This window comes from Mucilaginibacter sp. PAMC 26640, assembly GCA_001596135.1.
Classification (GTDB): Bacteria; Bacteroidota; Bacteroidia; order Sphingobacteriales; family Sphingobacteriaceae; genus Mucilaginibacter.
This window is the reverse complement of record CP014773.1, coordinates 5,307,831-5,331,196: the sequence shown is the minus strand read 5'-3', so window position 1 is coordinate 5,331,196 and position 23,366 is coordinate 5,307,831. Positions and strand designations below refer to the sequence as shown.

The window sequence follows — 23,366 nt, the reverse complement described above, 5'->3', positions numbered from 1 at the left end:
CTGCTCAACCATCCGTCTCTTGGCTGTAAGTGACCGATGTGTAACTTGGAAACAAAGCAATTTTACTTATGGCAATAGTCAACAAAAAAAAGGAGCGTGAGACGGCGTTTCCATCTCACACTCCTGTAATTTAAGTAACGGTAATTTAAAACCTTGCCGCAATAGCCTGCTCGCACAGCCCGAAGGATAAGGTCATCCCATTGCCGCCGAGTCCGTTGATGATGGTTACACCGGGTTCCGCATCTACGATCAGTTCCGTTTGTCCGCCGGTCATTTTGGGCAGGATGCCGTTCCAGGTTTGTACCACGCGGCTATCTTTAAAACTAGTAAAGGTGTCCAGGTATTTTAAAATCATCTGGTTAATGAAATCTTTATCGAAAGGATCATGCACCAGGCCGTACTCATGCGAATCGCCAACGGTTATTTCGCCGGTATGGTTTTGACAGGCCATTACGTGGATGCCCCATTTAAGGTATTCGGCATATTGCGCTTCATATCGTTTTCTCAGGTGCGGCAGGGAAGGGGCCGCCTGGAAACCGGGGTAGTGGATCATGCTGAGGCCGCCACACAAAGCGGGGCCAATCCGCCAGTCGTTAGGCTGGGCTGCCAAACGCATCATTTGCAGTTTACATTTGGTGATTTCAAAAGACGCAAACAGTTCCGGGTACAAGGTTTCAAATTCTACACCCCCGCAAATAAAGATCTCGTCTGCCTTCCATTTTCTTTTACCGGAGGTTACGGAATTTTGCGCAACATCGCTGATAGCGGTGTTCCAGTGAAATGTTAGATCGTATTTTTCTGCGAGGTAAGCCGCCACACTGCCGATGGCCGCCCGGGCTTCCAGGATCATTTCGGTACCGCTCCATAGGGCTCCTTTTAAACCTGCAGTATTGATTCCCGGTGATTTATCCAACGCTTGCTGCGGGGTAAGCGCTGCCACATCTCTCAATGATTTGTTGATGCTGGCATATTCCTCTATCACCTGCAACTCATCATCATGGTAGGCCAGGTGGAGCGAGCCCACCTCATCATGCCAGATGCCTGCGTCTTCACAAGTTTGTTTCCAGATGCTGCGCGACAACATGGCCCGTTCAAATAGCGGACCAGTAGGCTGCCCTATTGGCCATACCATCCCAAAATTGCGGATGGATGCGCCAACGGCTCTTTCATTACGTTCAAAAACGGTTACGTCATAGCCTCTTATGGCTAGTGCGCGGGCGGTTGCCAGGCCAACAATGCCTGCGCCAATTACTATTGCAGATGGTTTGCTCATACGGTAGAAAAATTTAAGTCCGCAGCCGGTTGAGGCGCCGGCTGCCGCTTTGCGGATTGCACAAAATATATTAATGATAAAATGCCGCAAATGCCGCCAACTATGGCAACTATCATTACACCTTCTTTAAAAAAGGTGCCCCAGCTGATATTGGGGCGGCCAAATTCTTTGATCAGCAATATGCTTACGCTGCCGAGGTAGCCCATCGAGTCGGCTACGTACATTACAAATCCTACATTGCTTTTATAATGAAAGGTAGCGATCATCCGTTCGAAAAATATAGCGTTATAGGGCACATAACCCAGGTACAGCCCAAGGCCTGCCATCGTCATCCAGCTCACCGGGCCAATCATTTTTAGCGAGAACATTAGGGTGGATGCGCCCACCAGCACACAGCCGCCAATAATAAACAAGTGGATGATACTAAACGCGCGTAAATTTTTACGCACAAGGATGAGCAAACTCATAGCCACCAATACGATAATGGAGATCTTTGTATCTATTTTAGTGTAGATGGTGCGGTCTTTTATACCGAGACTGTTCCAGATCTCTACTTCGAAATTATCGCGGATATCGCGCATTATGGTGAGCAGCACATAAATAACCAGTGTTAATATAATTCCCGGCAAAAAACGCATGATAAATTGCTTACGCTCCTGTGCGTTCATGGGCGCGCGTTCGGTACGGGCCAGCTTATCTTCGGCAGTTTGCGGAGGCATCAACTCCAGCATACAAACAAACAATATAAGGGGAATGGCGAATAGTCCACCAGTTATAAAGGGCATATTGTATTCGCTGATATGGTAAACATGAATAAGCGTTTGGCCGATCGTTTTAACAAAACCCGAACCAAATATCAGACTAATGGATAACACCGCCGCCATAAACTCGGTAGACCTGCGGCCCTCAAGATAACCGAATACCAATCCCCAGATCAAACCAAGCGGAAAGCCATTGATGAATAAACAGATAATATTATAAGGTGCTGGTATCAGGGCAAAACCCAGCAGTGCCAGCCAGGATATGCCAACCAGCAGGAGTATGGTTACACCGCGTTTGGCACCTTTTACTTCGGCAATAAAACGGATACCATAGAACTTACTGAGCGTGTAACCGATGATCTGCGCAATAACAAGCCATACTTTATAGTCGATATGTAAAAATTGCTGGCCGGGATAGGTACCAGCCGCAAATGCCTTCCTGAAAGCATACATGGAGGTATAGGCGCCAAAGGCCGCAACAGCTGCTAAAACAGACACCAGCCAATAAGGCAATCGTGCAGTTTGTATTCTTAATTTGGCTGTTAGCGCCATAATATTAGTTAATATATTGAGTAAAACGCATATGTTTTAATTCCGTGTATTTCTCTTGGCGGTTCACGCTCTTGCAATCCCTCTCTGTTAGGTTAGGAGGGGGATCCTGGAGCAAGCCTAGTAATTTTTTTATCCTTTTTTCGCAGAACGAATACAGGTCAAGCAGCGAAACGCAGCTGAACTTAGTCGACTACTTTGCACCTCAACACTTATGAACCATTGAAAATAAATGTTTAGCAATATTAAACTTTGTTTATTAAAATTAAACTAATTTTGTGTTAAGAAATTTTTAACTTCAATTATTTGTGTAATATACATCAGAATTAGCCGATGTAGATTTTATCATAAATACTTAATTTTATGATAACATTAAAACGCTTTTCTTTGATATAAATTTAATGCCCCTATGCCATCATCCTTACACCAGCCTGAAGAAATCGTAGTCGAAGTTTTTGCTTTGTATGAACGGCATGGCGATGACGACTATATTGGCGAGCCGGTTTCTCAGCTGGAGCATATGTCGCAGGCTGCTGCGCTGGCCCAAGCAGAGGGATATGATGATGAAGTGATACTGGCTGCGTTCTTTCACGATATCGGCCATCTTTGCGCAAGTTCTGAAAGTATGGACGGTATGGGCAACGTAGATCATGAGAAGTTAGGGGCCGAATATCTGATCAGTCGCGGTTTTTCTCACCGGCTGGCCAACTTGGTGAATGGCCATGTGATTGCCAAGCGCTACCTTACTTTTAAGCATCCGGAGTATTATGAAAAGCTTTCACCCGCTAGCAGGGTAACACTCAACTTCCAGGGCGGAGTAATGAGTGCTGCCGAGGCTGCGGAATTTGAAAACCATCCCGATGCAGATTTGATCGTTAGAATGCGTTACTGGGACGATGAAGCCAAACTGCAAAATATTGCGGTTGATAATATTGCCTTTTTAAAAGCGATTGCTTTAAAGCATCTGCAGCATAACTAGTTGGCCCTCAACTAAACCATGTTAAGTCAGTATTATGCAGATGTCAAATTTGAGTTACCATCTCACTTGTCACTTAATTTTAAGTACACATACTCTTAAAGTTTCCTTAATGTAAAATTAGTTTACAAATAATAAACAAAGTTTAGTATTGCTGAATAATTAATCCAGTAATCTTTCACTAAGTTTTTAGCAAATGGAACAATTTTACCCCAACTTTAAACGGCTCGCCATTATAATGATGTGCTGCCTCTCCCCGCTATTTTTGTTTGCCCAAACAAAAATATCAGGTATTGTTAACGATGAACAACGCCAGCCCCTAGCGGGCGTGAGCGTAATGTTAAAAGGTACCACCCAGGGTACCATTACAGATATTGATGGTAAGTTTGCCATCAACGCACGCCAGGGTGCGGTGCTTACTTTCCGTTTTATTGGTTTTGCCGATAGGGAAGTTACCGTTGGTACAACAACCAGTATTAATGTAACGCTTGCCGGCGATAGCAAGGCGCTGAGAGAGGTAGTAGTAACCGCCCTTGGTGTTAAAAAAGATGCGCGCCGTATCGGTTACGCTATTCAAACGGTAAAAGGTGATGCCTTAACCACCGCCCGCGATCCTAACCCTATTACCGGTTTGATCGGTAAAGTGGCAGGTGTATCGGTTGGCCCGTCTGCCGAGTTATTAGGTAACCCTAACGTATTGATTCGTGGTAACCAGGTATCACTTTATGTGGTGGATGGTATCCCAATCAATACCGATACCTACAATATCAGCCCGGATGATATCGAAACTTACACCGTATTGAAAGGCCCTGCTGCCGCAGCCCTTTACGGAAACCGTGCTTCTTATGGTGCTATTTTAATTACCACCAAAAAAGGTGACAAGAACAAAAAAGGTCTTACTGTTGATTTCAATACGAGCACGGTTGCTAATTCAGGCTTCCTGGCTTTTCCGCGTACCCAAAACACATACGGACCTGGTGAGAATACTTACTACCAATTTGTTGATGGTAAAGGTGGTGCACCGGGTGGTGTAGATGGTGATTATGACGTTTGGGGCCCTTACTTCAACGGTCAGCTGATCCCGCAGTATGATAGCCCGGTTATAAACGGTGTTAGGCAGGGTACCCCATGGTTGGCCCGTGGTAAAGATAACCTGAAAAACTTTTTACAAACCGGTTATCAAACCAACAATAACATTGCATTAGGCGCTGTGGGTGATAACTATGTAACCCGCTTGTCGGTTTCACAACAACACCAAACCAGCTATATCCCTTCGCAGTATTTGAATATTGCTAACGCCAATTTGTATGCTTCGTTCAACCCAACTACAAAACTAAAATTTGAGGGTAACGTAAACTTTAACAGACAGAGCACAGATAATTTCCCGGATGTACAATACGGGCCAAACAGTATCATTTACAATATTGCTGTATGGACAGGTGCCGACTGGGATGTTAACGCACCGGATATCAAAGCCATTTGGCAGCCTGGTAAAACCGGCGTTCAATCGCAGTTTGCTGAGTATCAGCGTTACCACAACCCTTATCTGCTAACTCAAAAATGGACCAGGGGTCATTACAAAAATGATACTTATGGTTATTTAAGCGGTAACTACAAGCTTAATAACAATTTAGATGTTACCTTAAAATCTTCTATCAATACCTACAACATTCTGCGTACCGAAAGTTTGCCATACTCGGCTCACCCCTACGGCCGTGAAGGTAACCAGGGTGATTACCGCGAAGATCGCCGTGACCTGTTTGATAACAACACGCAACTATTCTTAAACTATAACTACACTATTAAAAACTTTCTGAACTTATCGGGTTTAGTGGGTTCTAATTACCGTAGCTTTAGTTATAACAGCAACTGGGCATCTACAGATTACCTGAACGTGCCGGAAGTTTATTCTTTCAGTAACTCTAAAAACCCTATCCAGGCTACCAGTTTCAATTCTGCCGAGCGGGTGTTTAGCTACTACGGCTCTTTGGATGCATCATTTGGCAAGTACGCAACGTTATCCGGTACTTTCCGTAGCGATAAATCAAGTGCTTTCCAACATCCTACCACTTATTATTATCCAAGCGCTTCATTAGCAACAGTGATATCAGATTATATCAAAATGCCTGAAGTGATCTCTTTCCTGAAAGCACGTGGTTCATTCGCAAGCATCCGTACTGATGCTTCCAGTTCAACCATCGGCCCTGCTCCGTTTAGCTCTATCACCGCTTTTGGTGGCAGTACGGGTGCATCATTATTCAATAACCCGCTTGGTTACGGTTCAACTTATACATCACCGTATAATGGTCCAGACTATTCTTTGAATACATCTTACAATATCAACAAACCATACAATGGCCAGGCTGCAGGTTATGCTACCAATAACCTGTATCAGCAAAACATAGTAACCTTAAAACGTTTGAACTATGAGGAAGGTATCGACATTAAATTCCTGCAAAATCGCTTAGGATTTAGCGGTACAGCTTTTCAATACATCGATGGTCCGCGTGTTTTGGCTAACCCTATCTCCACTTCAACAGGATATACTATTTTATATCTGAATGCCTTAAAAACCAAAAGAACAGGTTATGAAGGTTCGATAGAAGGTACACCGATAAGGGATATGAGTGGCTTTACCTGGAATATCCTGGTAAACGTTGCTACCAACAAAGAAGTATTTAAAGAACTGCCTCCGGGCCAGGATGTTTACAATACCAACTTCTATGCAGGCGACCGTACCGATAAATTATACGGAAGCAAATTTGTGAGGACGCAAGATGGCCAGATCATTAATGATGCTGCCGGCAAACCATTGTCTATCGGTAACCAGTTTTTGGGTAACGAAAATGCAAAATACAGCTGGAGTGTTTACAATAAGATCCGTTACAAAAGCTTCAGCATGGGTTTCCAATTTGATGGTTCGGTAGGTGGTGTAATCATCGATTATATGCACAATAAAACCATGCGTGGTGGTGCCAATATCGAAACTGCTACCGGCGCGTTGGGTGATGCCCGTTACAAAGATTGGCAAAACTTCGGCGTAACTACTTATAATGGTAGCTACGTTGGTTCCGGTGTTGTTATCTCAAACGGTGCAGCAATCAACTACGATTCAAAAACCGGTGCTATATTAAACTACAGCGCTTTACAGTTTACACCGAATACCAAAACAGCTTTTGTACAGGATTACGTAAGTAAATATTACAACGTTGATGAAAGTAACCTGATGAGCAAAACCTTCTCCAAACTGCGCGAGGTTACCTTCTCTTATGATGTGCCTAAAAAATGGTTAGAGAAGAGCTTTATCCAAAAGATCTCCGCATCACTTTACGGCCGTAACCTGTTGTACTTCTACAAAGATAAACGCTTTAAAGATGTGGATCTGGACCAGTACAATGGTGCTGTTGCACAAACGGTATTGCAATCGCCAACCGTTCGCAGCTATGGCTTTAACCTGAATTTATCATTCTAATTACAAGGATTTATATGAAAAAGATATTTAAATTTTACTTACTGCCCATATGTATGTTATTGGTGGTGAGCAGTTGTAAAAAAAGCTTCGAGGAGCTTACCGTAAATACCAACGTACCTACCAGTGTACCGGCATCGCTTTTATTTAATGGTATTTTGAACAGTATGGTTGATTATCCGGATAATGAAAGCGAAATCTACGCCCAGTACTATATTTACAATTACGATTATTACGGGAATAACCGTTACGATTTTGGTGGTGGCGATAACTACTATGCTACCCTGAAAAACGTATTAGCTATGGAAGATCAGGCTACGAAAGCCGGTTTGCCTGCCGTAAACCAATATAGTGCAGTTGGCAAATTTTTCAGAGCTTATTTCTTTAGTAAAATGAGTTTGGAAATGGGTGATATCCCTATGACCAACGCACTTAAAGGGCTAACAAATTTAACCCCAGCTTATGATGCCCAGAAGGATGTAATGAAACAATCTTTAACTTGGTTAGAAGAAGCCAATACCGATATGACTGCGGTAATAGCTACCGGCGGAAGCACTTTGACAGGTGACATTTATTTGAATGGTGATTTAACCAAATGGCGTAAAGTGATCAATACTTTCCACATCCGCTTATTACTGGAGTTGAGCAAAAAAACCGGTGATGCTGATTTGGGTGTGGTGAGCCAATTTGCTGCCATTGTGAACAATCCTACCAAATACCCGGTTATGCAAAGCGCAGATGATAACCTGCAATTTACCTTTGTTGCGCCAAGCAACTACTACCCGCAAAACCCGGATAACTTTGGACAGAACGGTGGTCGCCAAAACTCGTCTGCTACTTATATTGGTTTGCTTACCAGCCTGAAAGATCCGCGTGTATTTGTTACCGCTGAGCCTGCCCGCGATAACGTGGATAACTTAAAACAGAGCGCTACTGCGTTTTCATCATTCGTTGGCGCAGACCCAGGTTTGGATTTGGGTGTGATGTATAACAATGCAGCGTTGCAGAAATACTCTTTCATTAACCGTAAACGTTTTTACTCAACCTACACAGGTGAGCCAAGCATCCAAATTGGCTATGCTGAATTAATGTTTAACATTGCTGAAGGTATTAACCGCGGCTGGGTAGCGGGCGATGCGGAAGCGTATTACACCAAAGGTATCCAGGCATCATTTGCTTATTATGGCATCCCGACAGGTACCGGTACCTTTACCGCTTATTTTTACCGCCCAGGTTCTACAAGCACGGCAAACATTGCCAACTATGATACTTACCCTATCAGTGTAGACTGGAATACTTACTACAATCAGTCTGGTGTTAAATACACTGCTGATGCAGCAGGTTTAACCAAAATTCTGCAGCAGAAATACCTGGCGCAATTCCGTCAATCGGGTCTGGAGCCATATTTCACCTATCGCAGAACTGGTGTGCCGGCCTTTACAACTGGCCCGGGTACTGGTAACGGTGGCCGTATTGCCCAACGCTTCCAATATCCATCATCAGAGCGTACTTCAAACACTGATAATTATAACAAAGCATTACAAAGCCAGTATGGCGGTAATGATGATATAAACGGTGTGATGTACATACTTAAATAATCTATATAATTGTAAAGCAGGGCCGTTAGCAATAGCGGCCCTCTTTGTTTAAACTTTATTTTGCTATGAAAAAGTTATTATTTGTACTGTTTGCAGCATTGGCGGTAACGCCCGCACTAGCCCAGCGGAAAACCAAAAACCTCATCATTGTTACGCTTGATGGAATGCGCTGGCAGGAGGTTTACCGCGGCGCGGATTCAACCCTTATCAACTCCAGCTTTACCAGTGATAAAGACGAGGTGAAGAAAAAATACTGGGCGGCAACTCCCAACGAACGTCGCCAGATCCTGTTTCCGTTCTTATGGTCGGTTATAAACAAGCAGGGGCAGCTTTACGGTAACCGCGATGCTGGAAGTAAGGATGAGCTGAGCAACCCCTACCATTTTTCGTACCCGGGCTATAACGAGATCTTTACCGGTTTCCCTGATCCCCGGATGAATACCAATGACGCTATCACCAACCCAAACATGAACGTGCTGGAGTACATCAACAAGCAAAAAGGGTTTGCAGGCAAGGTGATCGCCTTTTCATCATGGGAGCGTTTTCCGCAGATCCTGAACATGCACCGGTCCGGTGTGCCGGTCTACTCAGGTTATGCTGATCTCAAAAATACAGATGCCAACCCGCGCTTAAAATACCTGAACGAGTTGCAGCACAATGTGCCGCCATACCTGGGCGATTCTACCCGTTTAGATTTTATTACCTATGAATTCAGCAAGGAATATATTAAGCAGTACAAACCACGCGTATTGTACATGGCTTTTGACGAAACCGATGATATGGCGCACGCGGGTAATTATAAATTCTATTTGGATAGGGCTAAACAGGAAGATGGCTACATCAAATCACTTTGGGATATGGTACAAGCGGATCCTTTTTATAAAGATAATACTACCTTGCTCATCACTTGCGATCATGGCCGAGGTGAAGTGCCACTCGATAAATGGCGCGATCACGGTTCAGACGTGGTTGGTTCCGAGCAAACCTGGTTTGCAGTGATTGGTCCGGATACCGCTCCGGCAGGCGAAATGAAATCGCCGGTGATCACCTACCACAAACAATTAGCGCAAACTATGGCGCAACTGCTGGGCTTTGATTTCAAAGCGAATGCAGGCCATGAGGTTGGCGATGCGATTAAAACGGTGATCAAGTAATATGCGCTTATTAATCATTAAAGCAGCGGTATTTGCCGGCATCTGGCATGGTTATACACCCAACCCGGTGCCGGTGGCTAAGCATAAATTTATTGTAATAGCTCACCGGGGCGATCATGTTATCTATCCCGAGAATACGCTGGAAGCCTATCGCGAAGCAATAAAAAATGAGTGTGATTACATCGAGATTGATCTGCGAACAACCAGGGACAGCCAGTTAGTGAGTATGCACGATGGTAACGTAAACCGGATGACCGGGGCAAAAGGGCCACTGAACAACTTTACGCTTACCGAACTGCTCGCGCTCAAAATTAAAAGTCGCGATACTGCTTCCACCCAAACTTATACCATTCCAACCTTTAAGGAGATCCTGAGGCTCTGCAAAAATAAGATCAATATCTATCTTGATTTTAAAAATGCCGATCCGGCTGCGGCTTATCAAATGATAAAAGCCTACGGTATGGAAAAACAGGTGCTGGTGTATATCAACAGCGAAGCGCAAATGATTGGCTGGCGAAAAGTGGCTCCCAAAATGCCGCTGATGCTTAGTTTGCCTGATACGGTCAAGAGCGTGGCGGGCATGCAGGGGTTTATAGATCATTATCACCCCGATTTGCTGGATGGCAGCTATAATAACTACACAAAAGAAATGCTGGGATTGGCAAGTAGCTTAAATGCGCCGGTTTGGCCCGATATTCAAAGCGCTGGCGAAGGCCCCGCCGATTGGGACAAAGCGCTGCAAAAAGGGCTCACAGGATTGCAGACTGATCACCCTGCGGCATTGGTCAAATATTTGAAAGAGAAAAAATTGAGATGAATAAAGAACGACCGCTAATACCGGTCGTTTTTTTTATTTGAGCGCTTGTTTGCGCCTATCGGTTAAGTATTTTCTTATCGGCATATCAAACAACACCATTACCAACCAGGCCAGCGCCACCAACAGCACCAGGCTTACGCCGATGATAATTGCCAGTTGACCCGGTAATGGTTTATAGATAGCGTAGTAATTGGCAAATGCCCATATTACGGCGTAGTGCGTCATATACAAAGGGTAGGAGATATTACCTGCAAATACACAAAGTTTTTTTAAGCCCGGCGATAGTACGGCACCCGCACCAAGTGAAATAAGCAAGGGGAAATAAAGCACCACTACTATTGGTTCGGTGAGCCAGTTAAACCTGGAAAAAGGCATCACGAAGGTTAAAAATAGCAGTATAGCCAGCCCAATAAATCCGATCTTATTTTTAATGATCCAGTTGGACCGATAGACAAACAAGCCAGCCAAGAAGGAGTAACAGATCCGCGCGCAACCGTCCCAAAAGCTTTTGCCGTCCCACCCACCAAGGATGGAACCCGCACGGTAGGCAACAAAAAATACCGCTATTGCCGAAAGCATGGTTAAAACGAGTAGCAAATTACGATTAACCCGCCATATGAGTAAAGCATATACCACGTTTGCTACATATTCCCAAAACAGCGACCAGGCCGGTGCATTTAAATTAAACAAGTTAAAATAACGCTCCGGCATTTGGGGGTAGGGAATCAACAAAACGGAAGTGATAAAAAACACAGCCAATTTACCTGCGCTGTAAGCTGCGGCTTGATTGCCAAACGGATCGAACAAAAAGGACAGCAAACCCAGCACCGACCCTAGAACCACCAGTGGATGCAAACGGATGAGCCGGGATTTTAAAAACTCCAGTATGCCTATTTTGCCAATCCTGTCATCGTAAGCATAGCCGATAACAAACCCCGAAAGGCAGAAAAAAAAATCGACCGCCAAAAAACCATGACCAATAAAGTTCCGGTCGGGCGTGTACACCACTTCCATAAAATGAAAGGTTACCACAGCCAGGGCGGCAACGCCCCTCAGTCCGTCGAGAATATCGAAATGTTGTTTGCTTTTCAGTTGGGCGGTATCTGTTTGGGTCATAAGCTTGTTGCAAAATAGGGCAAATTTTTCACTTGCCCTATTCTTAAAATGTTAATTAAAGCTAAATACCTTGCCTCATTTAATATATTTATCTACTTTGCCCACTGCTAAACCAACTGGATTATAATGGAAGATGATGTACTGATACAGATCAGTAACCGGATAAAAGATCGCCGCCGCGAAAAAAATATTACGGTACAGGAACTAGCCACCAGAGCTAATGTAAGTAAGGGCCTTATTTCGCAGATAGAGAACAGCCGTACAATTCCTTCGCTGATTGTTTTGATAGATATTATTAAAGCGCTGGAAATTGATATGAATGTATTTTTTAAAGACATACATGCTGCCGGGAACCATTTCCCACTGATAATTCGCCGGAAAGAGGAATATGAGCATTTTGAGAAAGAAGATGCCAGTGGTTTTCATTACCAGCGCGTTTTTACGCAATCTATTAAAAACTCCACGGTTGATATTGTTATATTGGAACTGGAACCGAATGCAAGCCGCCCGCAGGTAGAAACAGAAGCCTACGAATACAAATATATTTTGCAAGGCACAATTGAATACGTTTTTGGTGAGCAGACACATACGCTGCACCAAGGCGACTCGATGCTGTTTGACGGCCGAATGCCCCATACCCCAAAAAACAGCGGAACAGCAAAAGCAAGCATGCTGGTTATTTATTTTTTCGAAGACAAAGGGTAGGGCCCTAGAAGTTAGCAAGATTAGTTTGGAAGGCCATTTATACCTATAATATCCTTTACAGCAAAGTTATTGTCGTTTGTTTATTATTAAGCAATTATTGTACTAGTTATTAATTGGTTTGCTTAGCTTTATGATATTGTAAATCTAAACTGAGCAAATAATTACAGGTAACTATGTTGATGGATAAGTGGTTAGTTAAATACGAATCCGCAATAGCCGGCGAGCCCTTTGCTGATATCATTGACGAACACGAGTCGCTGGCCTACTGGCACGACAGGCTTTTCTTTGTGTTTTTAAAATACTGCTCACCTTTTAGTCTTATAGCACTCATTCCGGGCGTCATCTTATCGTTGAAAGCCGGGCTACCGCTTATTGCCATTATTGATATCCTTAGTTTTTTACTCATCGTTTTTGCAACATTTGCCCGCATCGCTATTAAACTCAGGAAATTTATAATTATAGGCACTGTCTACATTTTGGCCATCGTTTTGATCGATTTGGTTGGGTACGTTGGCCCTGGCGTTTTTTATCTCTTCGCCATAACTATATTATCCGCGCTCATATTTCCGGTAAGTTATGCCTACAAAACCATTTTAATTAACGCTCTTATACTGATCTTCTTTTCGGCTGTAATTCACTATCGATTATTTAATTCCACCCTGATCAAAATGCATTCGCCTGCCAGCTGGCTGGTTTGCAGCTCTAACTTAATTTTTTTAAGCCTGGTATTGGTGGCGCTGATCAACTATGTTTTTAAAAGCTTGTATGATATCATCCTTCATAAAGACCAGCTGCAGGAACGCTACAAAAGCATCTTCGAAAAAAGCCCAATTCCGATGTGGCTTTTCGATACTACCTCACTTAGTTTTTTAGAAGTTAACGGAGCCGCTATTAAAAACTACGGCTATAACAAAGAGGAGTTTTTATCGATGACGATTAAAGATATCCGCCCTCCTGAGTTTGTTGCCGATGTGGAACAGATTGTAGAAAAAAACAAGCTTTCGGGAGATTTTTATAGTGGTAAAGCACAGCATACAAAAAAGAATGGCGAAATTATTTATGTCAGCATTGAAAGTAATATGCTCAATTTAGATGGGCGCAGCGTTAGGCTTGTTTTAGCCACCGATATTACTGCGCAGCTAATCAACGAGATGGAGATTTTTGAGGTTGGTCTTAAAATAAGGCAATCGGAAAGCAACTTGCGGGCTATTTTTGAGAGTAGTGTTGATGGCTTTGTATTATTAGATGGAAATTACCGGGTAAAAGCATATAATGCCAATGCCAATAATTTCGTAAGATTAAATGAAATAGACCTGCATTTTGAACCGGACAGGCTGGTTTTTGATTTTGTACAGCGGTCGAATTATGATTCTTTCAGGGGGATATTACAGCAGGTGTACAACGGAGAGGTGATCAAATATGGCAGAACATATACCAATTCCCTTGGAGAAATTACCTACGTGGATTTTACGGTTACGCCAGTTTATGAAAATAGCCTGGTTTGCGGGATTTGTATATCCGGCAGGGATACTACAGACAGTAAACGCTATTTGAAAACTATAGAGGAGCAAAACAAACGGTTTAGGGAGATCTCCTGGATGCAATCGCACTTGGTAAGAGCTCCCCTGGCCCGTATTATGGGGCTTACCGATTTGCTAGGCACTGCAGATATCGATACTGATAGAAATGAAATTTTACAGTTCCTTCGGTTGTCATCAACAGAATTAGATACAGTGATCAGAGAGATCACCAAAAAATCAAATAGCATTTTACAGGATAACTAAATCCCTATTACCTGTAAAGCCCCAATTGCGAAGTTTGTACTTTGTTCGGGCTTGTTCGGGCTTGTTCGGGCTGTTTTTGCGTGTTTTTTAATGTTTGCCACCCGCAGATTTTTTACATCGAACATACTACAACTACCACCAGGGCTCCCCAATTACCCTAGGTTAGCCGGCCACCGGTAAGCCAAAATGGAACCTGCTTCCATCTCCAATTTCGCTCTCCACGCCAATGGTGCCTCCTTGCGCATTTATAAAATCTTTTGATATCGCCAGTCCTAAACCAGATCCGGACTTGTTCTGCCCATCTGTAGGCACCTGGAAATACCGGTCGAAAAGGCGTTTTTGGTAAGCTTCTTCTATCCCTTTGCCAAAGTCTTTTACTGCAAATTCTACCTGCATGTTTTTCACAGATATTTGGATCACGATTTTGGACCGCTCCGCGCTATAGCGTAGGGCGTTGGACAGGAAATTAACCAGTACCCAGGCAGTTTTCTCTACGTCGGCATGTACCTTGGGTAAATCCTTATCCTTTTGGATCTCCAGCGTCACTTGTTTTTGCTCTGCCTGGAATTTGATCGATGTTACAGCGTAGTCAACAATCTGCATCGGGTCTACCGGTACAAAGTTAAGCTGGATATTGCCGGTTTCTACCTGCGATAACTCCAGCAACTCGCTGGTTATCTTCAGCAGCCTATCGTTATCATCTTTAATGTGATTTATCAGTTGTTCCTGCTCGGTATTTATGCTGCCTACCCGCTTGTCGTTAAGGAGCTTAAGGCTCATTTTGATAGACGAGATCGGTGTTTTCAACTCATGCGATATAGTGGCGATAAAATTGGTTTTTGCTTCGTCGCGTTCCTTAAATTCGGTAATATTTCTGAGGATGAAAAGTTTACCTGCCGAGCGGTTGGCTATCCGCAGCGTTTCGGCCTGGTCGTTTAAATTTGGCACCACAATGTCGCTGGTTTGCAGCTGGAAATAGGATTCCCGGCCATCCAGAACAATCTTAAAAGGTTTGATAGATGCCTCATCGGTTAAAATAGTTTTCAGCAGATCGTTACTTTTAACCATCGACTGTGTGTTTTTGCCTATTACCTTATCATCATTTATGCTCAATGTTTTGCGGGCGGCATCGTTCATAAATAGTACTTCCTGTTTTTCGTTAACACCTATAATGGCATCCTGCATCTGCTCTATAATGGTTTCGATCCGCCTCTTTTCTGAAATAACCGTTGCCAGGTTGCTGTTTTCCCATTCGTTTAAGCGTGTAGCCATCTGGTTAAAGGCATTTGCTACTTCGGCGAACTCGTCATCCTGGTTAAAATTTAACCGGGCGCTGTAGTTTTTTTGCCCAATCTCGCGGATCCCATCCAGTAAGGCCCGTAATGGGTTAGCGATAAAACCTGGGAAGTTTACACTAAAACTGAACAATACCAAGAAAGTAAAGCTGCCTACCAGCCCCAGGAAAAGGGTAGCCCGGCTCACGGCTTTGCGGGCATTGCTATCCTTGCGAACGATGCCCTGCATATTTAACCGCTCTATCTCCCGCAGGTCATACCGTATCTTACGCTGCGACTGTTGCTTTAAAGCTGTGCTGGATGATGTATTTCGCAGGGCTTCAAAGTTAGCGCGCAGCTGAGTAGTCAACTCTTTTTCACCGGGTTCGGTTATATTGTGTTCCTGGTTTACCAGTTCCCTGTTAAATTTTGCAGTGGGGGAGGCGCTTAAGGGTATATCATTATCATCCAAAACCGTTCGCATTTCGCGGGCAAAGCTTAATGTTTCGTAATTATTCTTGAGAATGTTCTTTGAATTTTCCGAAATATCGCGGATGTAGAACAATGCGGTAGCGCCAAAAAATAGTACTACTACAAATAAAAAGCCGAAGCCTAAGCGGAGTTTGGTTTTTACTTTCATGATAATATGACCAGGTCGGTCTCTGTTAATGCAATTTTATTGAGCAATTCGTTAAATATAGCTGTTCTCAGTATCACCTGCCACAGGTTTAAATGCGGCTTGCCGATACAAATAGTGGTTACTTCTTTTTCGTCGGCTACCTTCATAATGGTTTGGGTAATGGCATCGCTCTTAATTTTTAGCAATTCAGCACCCAGTTCTGTTGCCAGTTTAAAGTTGTTGATGAGGTGTCTTTGTTTATCCAGTTTGATCTTATCCAAGCTCTCGCCGCTACTTTGTACATATAATACGATCCAGGGCGAGCGGTAGTAGGAAGCCAGTCTAGCTGTTTTGCGGATCACTATCTTTGCCGTTTCGGCGTTAGACGAGATGCAGGCGAGGAACTTCTCCGGCCGTAGTTTGATCTGCTTTGGTACTTCTACACTGATCTTCCGTTCCAGGTGATGGGCCACTTCCTTTAGCGCTATCTCCCGCAGCTGCAGGATCTTTTCCGTGCGAAAGAAATTTTGAAGGGCGGTTTCTACTTTTGCCTTATCGTAGATCTTGCCATCCTTCAGCCGGTCTATCAGTTCATCGGCAGTCAAATCTATGTTTACAATTTCATCGGCAATCTCCAACACTTTATCCGGCACACGTTCGGTGATAGCAATGCCTGTTATGTCCTGGATATCCTCATTGAGGCTCTCCAGGTGCTGAATGTTTACAGCTGTGATCACGCTGATCCCGGCCTCCAGAATATCCCGTACGTCCTGCCAGCGTTTGCCATTCTTGCTGCCCTCTATGTTGCTGTGAGCCAACTCATCTACAATCACAACCTCAGGATGGCGGTTAAGGATAGATTGCAAGTCCATTTCTTCCAGCTCTTTGCCTTTGTAAAATGTTTTACGGCGGGCAATCACCGGCAGACCGGCCAGCAGCGCATGTGTTTCGGCCCGGTTGTGGGTTTCGATATAACCTATCTGTATATCGATGTTGTTTTTGAGCAGGGAATGCGCTTCCTGCAGCATCCGGTAGGTTTTACCCACTCCGGCGCTCATGCCGATATAGATCTTCAGCTTACCGCGCCTGCTTTTCTTCACCAGTTCGATGAAGTTTTTTACAGAGTTGTCTTTATGTTCTTGCTCTTCCATCAATTTTTTTACCGCAGCGTGCGCGGAGATTTGCAGCTTTCTTAGCCAAAAGGTCACAAAGTTGTCTGGTGGTTAATCATGCAACTTTGTGTATCTGCGGGTGTTTTTTGCACTCGCTTTGGCTAAATTATAAACTATTCAATCACTTAAAATGCATACACCGCGGCTATTAAAAATTGTGAGGCAGATTTTGTTGCCGCCCCGCTATTTTTTAAGAACTGGCTGGTTGAGCCGTTATCCAGCCTTACTTCCGGTATCACCGTTAGCGGTCCTGCTTTTAAATTTGCTGTTAAGGTAAATGCCGTAATTGATTTCCCTACCGGTGGGCCGGACGTTACAAATCCGCCATCTTTGGTTTTGAAATACTCACCGCGCAACCCTAAAGTTACCACTTTTGATACGGATAACTGCGGATAAAGTGCTGCGCCTTTAAAGCCCCCGCCTACAGCATCAGATGCGGAAAAATCAGCACCATTTAAGCCCAGTTTGAAGGCATCGGTAATTTGGTATGCAGTGGTTAAATCCACAATAGTGCCCGAAATAGGCCCGGTTAACAGGTTAAGGTAAGCCGTCCAGCCTTTTACCGGGCTTACGAATAGCTGTGCGCCAAAGGTAGATACATCCCTTACAGAGGAGTAGGAATTCCAGGTGTCGTTAAAGACACCAGCCATCAGGCTGAACTTATCTGAAAAGCTGTACGTAGCTTTTAATCCTGCGTTTTGGAACGGACCGTTTGTGAAAAGGTAAGAGGTAGAATAGTTAAAGTTGCCCACCGGCGATATAACCTCGTAACCAACAAATGTAGACATGAAGCCCGCCGTAACGTTTAGCTTGTCGGTAAGGTCGTATCCCACGTACAAATTCTGGATATGGAACGATTGGCCATTGCTGCCAGCATTTGCAATAGACTGCCCTTCGCCACGCGGGCCAAAAGACAGTTCCCCTACAAATGATGCTTTATTGACTTTTTTCTTTAAACCCAGATCTAACATTCCTAATGAAACTGAATTTTGATCAGTGGCAAAGCTGGTGGGAATATTGGAGCTGCCGGCCGCATTGCGTAAGCCGGAAAAATCATATTTATAGTAAGCGTCTACCGATCCGTAGATCACCAATGGGTTGGCTACTGTTTTGGTAGTGTCCTGTGCTTTTGCGAAAGCTGCTGATAATATAAGTGCAGCTGATATTAGAAATTTGTTCATGTTGATGTTTGTTGTTAATCCATCATCCCGAATTTATTTCGGGATCCCACATGCAATTGGCAATTGCATGTCGCAGCCTTGCGTGTGGGGTGCTGAAACCAGTTCAGCATGACGTGTTTTATTTTTTTAATTCATTTTCATCATCCCGAATTTATTTCGGGAGCCCACATGCAATTGACAATTGCATGTCGCAGCGTTGCATGTGGGGTGTTGAAACAAGTTCAGCATGACGAGCATCTTATTTATCTCTTTAAGCCATCCAGGGCAACATTCAATTTTAACACGTTCACTTTCGCAGGGCCAAATAAGCCTAACAGCGGCGCTTCGGTGTGTGTAGATACTAGCTCGGTTACCTGTTGTACGGTAAGGCCACGGTTATCTGCCACCCTCTTGATTTGGATCTTCGCCGCATCCGGTGAAATATCCGGATCCAGCCCGCTACCCGATGCAGTAACCATTTCAGCCGGAATGTCGCTACGTTTAAGGTACGGGTGATATTTCAGCAGGGTATCTATCCGGCTGCTTACATCCTTCAGGTAATCCGGGTTGCTGGGGCCTTTGTTGCTGCCCGCAGAACCTGCTGCATTATAGGCAACAGCCGATGGCCTGCCCCAGAAGTATTTTGGCTGGGTAAAGCTTTGGCCTTCGTTGGCATAACCAACTACTTTGCCGTTTACGGTAATGGTTTCACCACCGCCGTTTCCTTTAGACAGCTTCCCGGCGAAGGAAATAAGCACCGGGTATATGACGCATAATACTACAATGAGTACCAGTGTTAAGCGGATGGATTTGATGATATTAGTTTTCATAACAATAATTAATTAGAAGAACAGGGAGATAACTAAGTCGATTAATTTGATGCCGATAAATGGTGCGATTACGCCACCTAAGCCGTAGATCAGCAGGTTACGGCGAAGCAAGGCACTGGCACCAATAGGTTTGTATTCCACACCTTTAAGGGCTAAAGGTATCAGCATCGGGATGATAATGGCGTTGAAGATCACAGCAGAAAGTATGGCACTTTCCGGGCTGTGCAGCCGCATAATATTAATGGCCTGCAAAGCCGGGATAGAGGCGATAAACAAGGCCGGAACAATAGCAAAGTATTTGGCTACGTCATTGGCGATGGAGAAGGTAGTGAGTGTACCACGGGTGATCAGCAATTGCTTGCCAATCTCCACGATCTCTATCAGCTTGGTTGGGTCGTTATCCAGATCCACCATGTTACCGGCTTCCTTGGCGGCTTGCGTGCCGCTATTCATGGCTACACCTACATCGGCCTGCGCCAGGGCAGGGGCATCATTGGTACCATCGCCCATCATGGCCACTAAACGGCCGCTGGCTTGTTCCTGCTTAATGTAGTTCATTTTATCTTCCGGCTTGGCCTCGGCAATAAAATCGTCCACGCCAGCCTTTTCAGCAATAAACTTGGCGGTTAAAGGGTTATCACCGGTAACCATTACCGTTTTGATCCCCATTTTGCGCAGGCGTTCAAAACGCTCTGCAATGCCTGGCTTAATGATGTCCTGCAGCTCTATCGTACCCAAAACCTTTTCGTTTTGGGAAACTACCAGTGGTGTACCACCATTGCTGGCAATGGCCTTTACACGTTCTTCCACATCAGCCGAGAACTGGTTACCCGCAGCAACAGACATATTACGGATGGAATCAAAGGCACCTTTACGAATGCGTAAACCATCTTTGGTATTGATACCGCTGGAGCGGGTTTCGGCAGTAAATTTGATAAACTCAGCACCTTCCGGAGCGGTGAGCGGGATGCTCATGTTACTTTGGCCAGCCAGCTCTACAATAGATTTTCCTTCGGGCGTTTCATCAGCTAATGACGATAATACAGCCGCTTTCACCAGTTCCTCTGGCAGTACCCCGGGTGCAGGCCAAAACTGGGTAGCTTTACGGTTACCAATAGTAATGGTACCTGTTTTATCAAGTAGCAATACGTCGATATCACCTGCAGTTTCTACCGCTTTACCAGATTTGGTAATAACGTTGGCACGCAGCGCCCTGTCCATCCCCGCAATACCGATGGCCGATAAAAGGCCACCGATAGTGGTAGGGATCAAACAAACGAATAAAGAGATCAATGCGGCTATGGTAATAGGCGTATTGGCGTAATCTGCAAAGGGTTTCAGCGTAACACATACGATGATAAAGATCAGGGTAAAACTGGCCAGCAGGATGGTCAATGCGATCTCGTTTGGCGTTTTCTGGCGCGATGCACCTTCTACCAGGGCGATCATCTTATCCAGGAAACTTTCGCCCGGTTCGGTTGATACCATTACCTTGATCTTGTCCGACAATACTTTGGTGCCACCTGTTACGGAGGATTTGTCACCGCCGGCTTCGCGGATAACCGGGGCGGATTCGCCGGTAATGGCCGATTCATCTATCGTAGCCAGACCTTCTATGATCTCACCATCGGTTGGGATGGTGTCGCCGCTTTCGCATACAAAAACATCGCCTTTTCTTAACTCGTTAGATGATTTGCTAACAATGCTGCCATCAGGCATTAATACATTAGCAGGTGTTTCCTCCCGCGTTTTGCGCAGGCTGTCGGCCTGCGCTTTACCGCGTGCTTCCGCTATTGCTTCAGCAAAGTTGGCAAATAGCAAGGTCAGGAACAGCACAATAAAAATGATGAGGTTGTACGCAAATGAACCCTGACCGGTGTGCAGGAGGCTGTATACACACATGTAGGCCATAATAACGGTACCCACTTCCACGGTAAACATTACCGGGTTGCGCATCATTATTTTAGGATTCAACTTAATGAACGACTCTTTCAGTGCAGTTTGCACCAGGGCCGGTTCGAACAATTTATTTGATTTAGTTGTCATGATATAGATTACTTAGGCATTGAAAAGAACTCTGCAATAGGGCCAAGGGCCAGGGCAGGGAAGTAGGATAATGCGTTTAAAACAAGTATTACAGCGAAGGTCATCAAGCCGAAGGTTACGGTATCAGTTTTCAAGGTACCGGCAGATTCGGGGATATATTTCTTTTGAGCAAGTAAGCCGGCTATAGCCACCGGACCAATAATTGGCAGGAACCTGCCGAGTATCATCAGGATGCCGGTACTTACGTTCCAGAAAATATTGTTATCGCCCAGGCCTTCAAAGCCCGAACCGTTGTTGGCATTGGATGAAGTCATCTCGTACAGCATTTCGCTGAAACCGTGATAGCTTGGGTTATTTAGCCAAGCCGATGGTTTAACTGCCCAGTCGGCATTGCCATGGTTGGTGAAAACAAATGCCGCTATAGCTGTACCTGCCATAATAAGGAAAGGACTCAGCAAGGTGATCAATGCAGCTATCTTCACTTCCCTTGCCTCTACTTTGTGGCCTAAGAATTCCGGGGTCCGGCCCACCATCAGTCCGGATATGAACACGGCGATGATGAGGTAAATAAAGTAATTCAATACACCTACACCGCAGCCACCAAAGAACCCGTTGATCATCATACCCAGCAATTGCCATAAACCGGTAAGAGCCATGGTGCTGTCGTGCATGCCGTTAACAGATCCTGTTGATACGATAGTGGTAAAGGTGCTCCAGTATGCGGTAGCGGTTGGGCCAATGCGTACCTCCTTGCCTTCCATCGCGCCGGTTGGCTGGGCTATACCCATTTTCGCGATTGCAGAGCTGCCGCCCGTTTCGCTGCTGATACTGGGGATGAGGAGCATCAATGCGCCGATCATCATGACACCAAATATAATCCAGCCCAGTTTTTTGCGACCGATAAAGTAACCAAAGCAAAGCACCATTGCGATAGGAATGATCATTTGCGAAACGATCTCGGTGATATTGGTTAAGTAGTTAGGATTTTCCAACGGATGTGCAGAGTTGGCGCCAAACCAGCCACCGCCATTGGTGCCTAAGTGTTTGATAGCGATCATTTGTGCAGCTGGTCCACGTGATACGTGTACCGTATCGCCCTGTAGCGAAATGAACTGGTCTTTACCCGCATAGCTGCTCGGTGTGCCATTGAAAGTTAAGATAAGTGCAACTACGATAGACAGTGGCAATAACAAACGGGTGATGGCTTTTACAAAATAATTCCAAAAGTTGCCCAGGTTATTGGTTGTTTTATCGCGGAAGGCCTTAAAGAAAGCTACTGCGCAGGCTATCCCGGTGGCAGCACTCACAAACTGCAGGAACATGATAATAAAATGCTGCACCAGATAGCTTACGCCGCTTTCGCCGCTGTAGTGCTGCAGATTACAGTTCACTACAAAACTGATGATGGTATTAAATGACAAATCAGCGGTCATGCCCGGGTTGCCGTCTGGATTGAGGGGAAGCTTGTCCTGGTACATCAAAACAAAAAAGCCGTATACCAGCCACAGGATGTTGATGCACATCATGGCTTTCAGGAACTGTTTCCAGTCCATTGGCTCATTAGGGTTGATGCCCGATAGTTTATAGATGCCGTTCTCCAGCGGTTTCATAAAATCGGTCCAGACTTTTTCGCCGGCAAACATTTTTGCCAGGTACTTGCCCAGTGGGATGCCGATAACCAGCATCAGCACAAAGGAGACTGCGATTCCTAATAGTTCTGTGTTCATTGTGTTTTTAGGTTAAAAATTTTCGGGTTTAAGCAGTACATATACCATGTATAAGAAAACTGCGATAGAGATGATGAATAATGCGATCATGATGATTAGATTTTTTCGAACCAGTCGATGGATTTAAAAATTACCCAACTGATCAGCAGCAGGGTAAGTAAGAGAATAATAGTAATCATGCTATATATATTTGATACGCCTATGCCAATAGCAATGCCGCTTTCTGCAGTATCTACATTAAGTATTTGATTTATAATAAGTTAATTATATTTTTTTCGTTTTTGAAAATATTTGATAACAAAAAACCCTTCCGTTTTGGAAGGGTTGGTTATCAAA

Annotated in this window: 15 protein-coding genes and 1 pseudogene; 7 read left to right on the top strand and 9 right to left on the bottom strand. The window is 44.5% G+C overall.

Annotation, left to right across the window (positions count from 1 at the left end; genetic code table 11):
• Window positions 1-145 precede the first annotated feature (145 nt).
• Window positions 146-1,273: an oxidoreductase gene (locus A0256_23050; protein ID AMR34118.1), complete on the bottom strand. Its 1,128-nt coding sequence runs from the start codon at window positions 1,271-1,273 to the stop codon at window positions 146-148.
• 62 nt (window positions 1,274-1,335) lie between these two features.
• Window positions 1,336-2,586 (bottom strand): annotated as a pseudogene (locus A0256_23045) (hypothetical protein).
• Between the two features lie 406 nt (window positions 2,587-2,992).
• Here A0256_23045 and A0256_23040 point away from each other — a divergent pair.
• The 5 genes from A0256_23040 (at window position 2,993) to A0256_23020 (ending at window position 10,597) form a co-directional block, all read left to right on the top strand.
• A complete protein-coding gene (locus A0256_23040) occupies window positions 2,993-3,562 on the top strand; it encodes a phosphohydrolase (GenBank protein AMR34117.1) in 570 nt (189 codons plus the stop codon).
• A gap of 193 nt (window positions 3,563-3,755) precedes the next feature.
• Window positions 3,756-7,031 (top strand): SusC/RagA family TonB-linked outer membrane protein, encoded by a 3,276-nt coding sequence (locus A0256_23035; GenBank protein ID AMR34116.1) that lies wholly within the window; start codon window positions 3,756-3,758, stop codon window positions 7,029-7,031.
• A 14-nt stretch (window positions 7,032-7,045) separates the two neighbouring features.
• Window positions 7,046-8,626: a hypothetical protein gene (locus A0256_23030; GenBank protein ID AMR34115.1), complete on the top strand. Its 1,581-nt coding sequence runs from the start codon at window positions 7,046-7,048 to the stop codon at window positions 8,624-8,626.
• 65 nt (window positions 8,627-8,691) lie between these two features.
• A complete protein-coding gene (locus A0256_23025) occupies window positions 8,692-9,780 on the top strand; it encodes a hypothetical protein (GenBank protein ID AMR34114.1) in 1,089 nt (362 codons plus the stop codon).
• A 1-nt stretch (window position 9,781) separates the two neighbouring features.
• Window positions 9,782-10,597, top strand: coding sequence for a hypothetical protein (locus A0256_23020; protein AMR34113.1), 816 nt, complete (start codon window positions 9,782-9,784; stop codon window positions 10,595-10,597).
• Between the two features lie 33 nt (window positions 10,598-10,630).
• On the opposite strand, the gene A0256_23015 is transcribed toward A0256_23020, so the two are convergent.
• The gene (locus A0256_23015) at window positions 10,631-11,713 is read right to left on the bottom strand and encodes an acyltransferase (protein AMR34112.1); all 1,083 of its coding nucleotides are present in this window, start codon (window positions 11,711-11,713) and stop codon (window positions 10,631-10,633) included.
• Between the two features lie 126 nt (window positions 11,714-11,839).
• Here A0256_23015 and A0256_23010 point away from each other — a divergent pair, with 126 nt between their 5' ends.
• Window positions 11,840-12,418, top strand: coding sequence for an XRE family transcriptional regulator (locus A0256_23010; GenBank protein ID AMR34111.1), 579 nt, complete (start codon window positions 11,840-11,842; stop codon window positions 12,416-12,418).
• Between the two features lie 173 nt (window positions 12,419-12,591).
• Window positions 12,592-14,202 carry a hypothetical protein gene (locus tag A0256_23005; GenBank protein AMR34110.1) on the top strand — a complete coding sequence of 537 codons (1,611 nt, stop codon included), beginning with the start codon at window positions 12,592-12,594 and terminating at the stop codon, window positions 14,200-14,202.
• Between the two features lie 162 nt (window positions 14,203-14,364).
• Here A0256_23005 and A0256_23000 read toward each other — a convergent pair whose 3' ends face one another.
• From A0256_23000 to A0256_22975, 6 genes are all read right to left on the bottom strand, one after another.
• On the bottom strand, window positions 14,365-16,116 hold the full coding sequence (locus tag A0256_23000) for a PAS domain-containing sensor histidine kinase (protein AMR34109.1): 1,752 nt from the start codon (window positions 16,114-16,116) through the stop codon (window positions 14,365-14,367).
• A complete protein-coding gene (locus A0256_22995; protein ID AMR34658.1) occupies window positions 16,113-17,246 on the bottom strand; it encodes a histidine kinase in 1,134 nt (377 codons plus the stop codon). Before A0256_22995 ends, A0256_23000 begins: the two co-directional genes overlap by 4 nt.
• 146 nt (window positions 17,247-17,392) lie before the next feature.
• A complete protein-coding gene (locus tag A0256_22990; GenBank protein AMR34108.1) occupies window positions 17,393-18,448 on the bottom strand; it encodes a hypothetical protein in 1,056 nt (351 codons plus the stop codon).
• 242 nt (window positions 18,449-18,690) lie between these two features.
• Window positions 18,691-19,257 carry a potassium-transporting ATPase subunit C gene (locus tag A0256_22985; protein AMR34107.1) on the bottom strand — a complete coding sequence of 189 codons (567 nt, stop codon included), beginning with the start codon at window positions 19,255-19,257 and terminating at the stop codon, window positions 18,691-18,693.
• A gap of 12 nt (window positions 19,258-19,269) precedes the next feature.
• The gene (locus A0256_22980; GenBank protein ID AMR34106.1) at window positions 19,270-21,303 is read right to left on the bottom strand and encodes a potassium transporter KtrB; all 2,034 of its coding nucleotides are present in this window, start codon (window positions 21,301-21,303) and stop codon (window positions 19,270-19,272) included.
• Window positions 21,304-21,311: 8 nt separating this feature from the next.
• The gene (locus A0256_22975; protein ID AMR34105.1) at window positions 21,312-23,030 is read right to left on the bottom strand and encodes a potassium-transporting ATPase subunit KdpA; all 1,719 of its coding nucleotides are present in this window, start codon (window positions 23,028-23,030) and stop codon (window positions 21,312-21,314) included.
• Window positions 23,031-23,366: the final 336 nt, after the last annotated feature.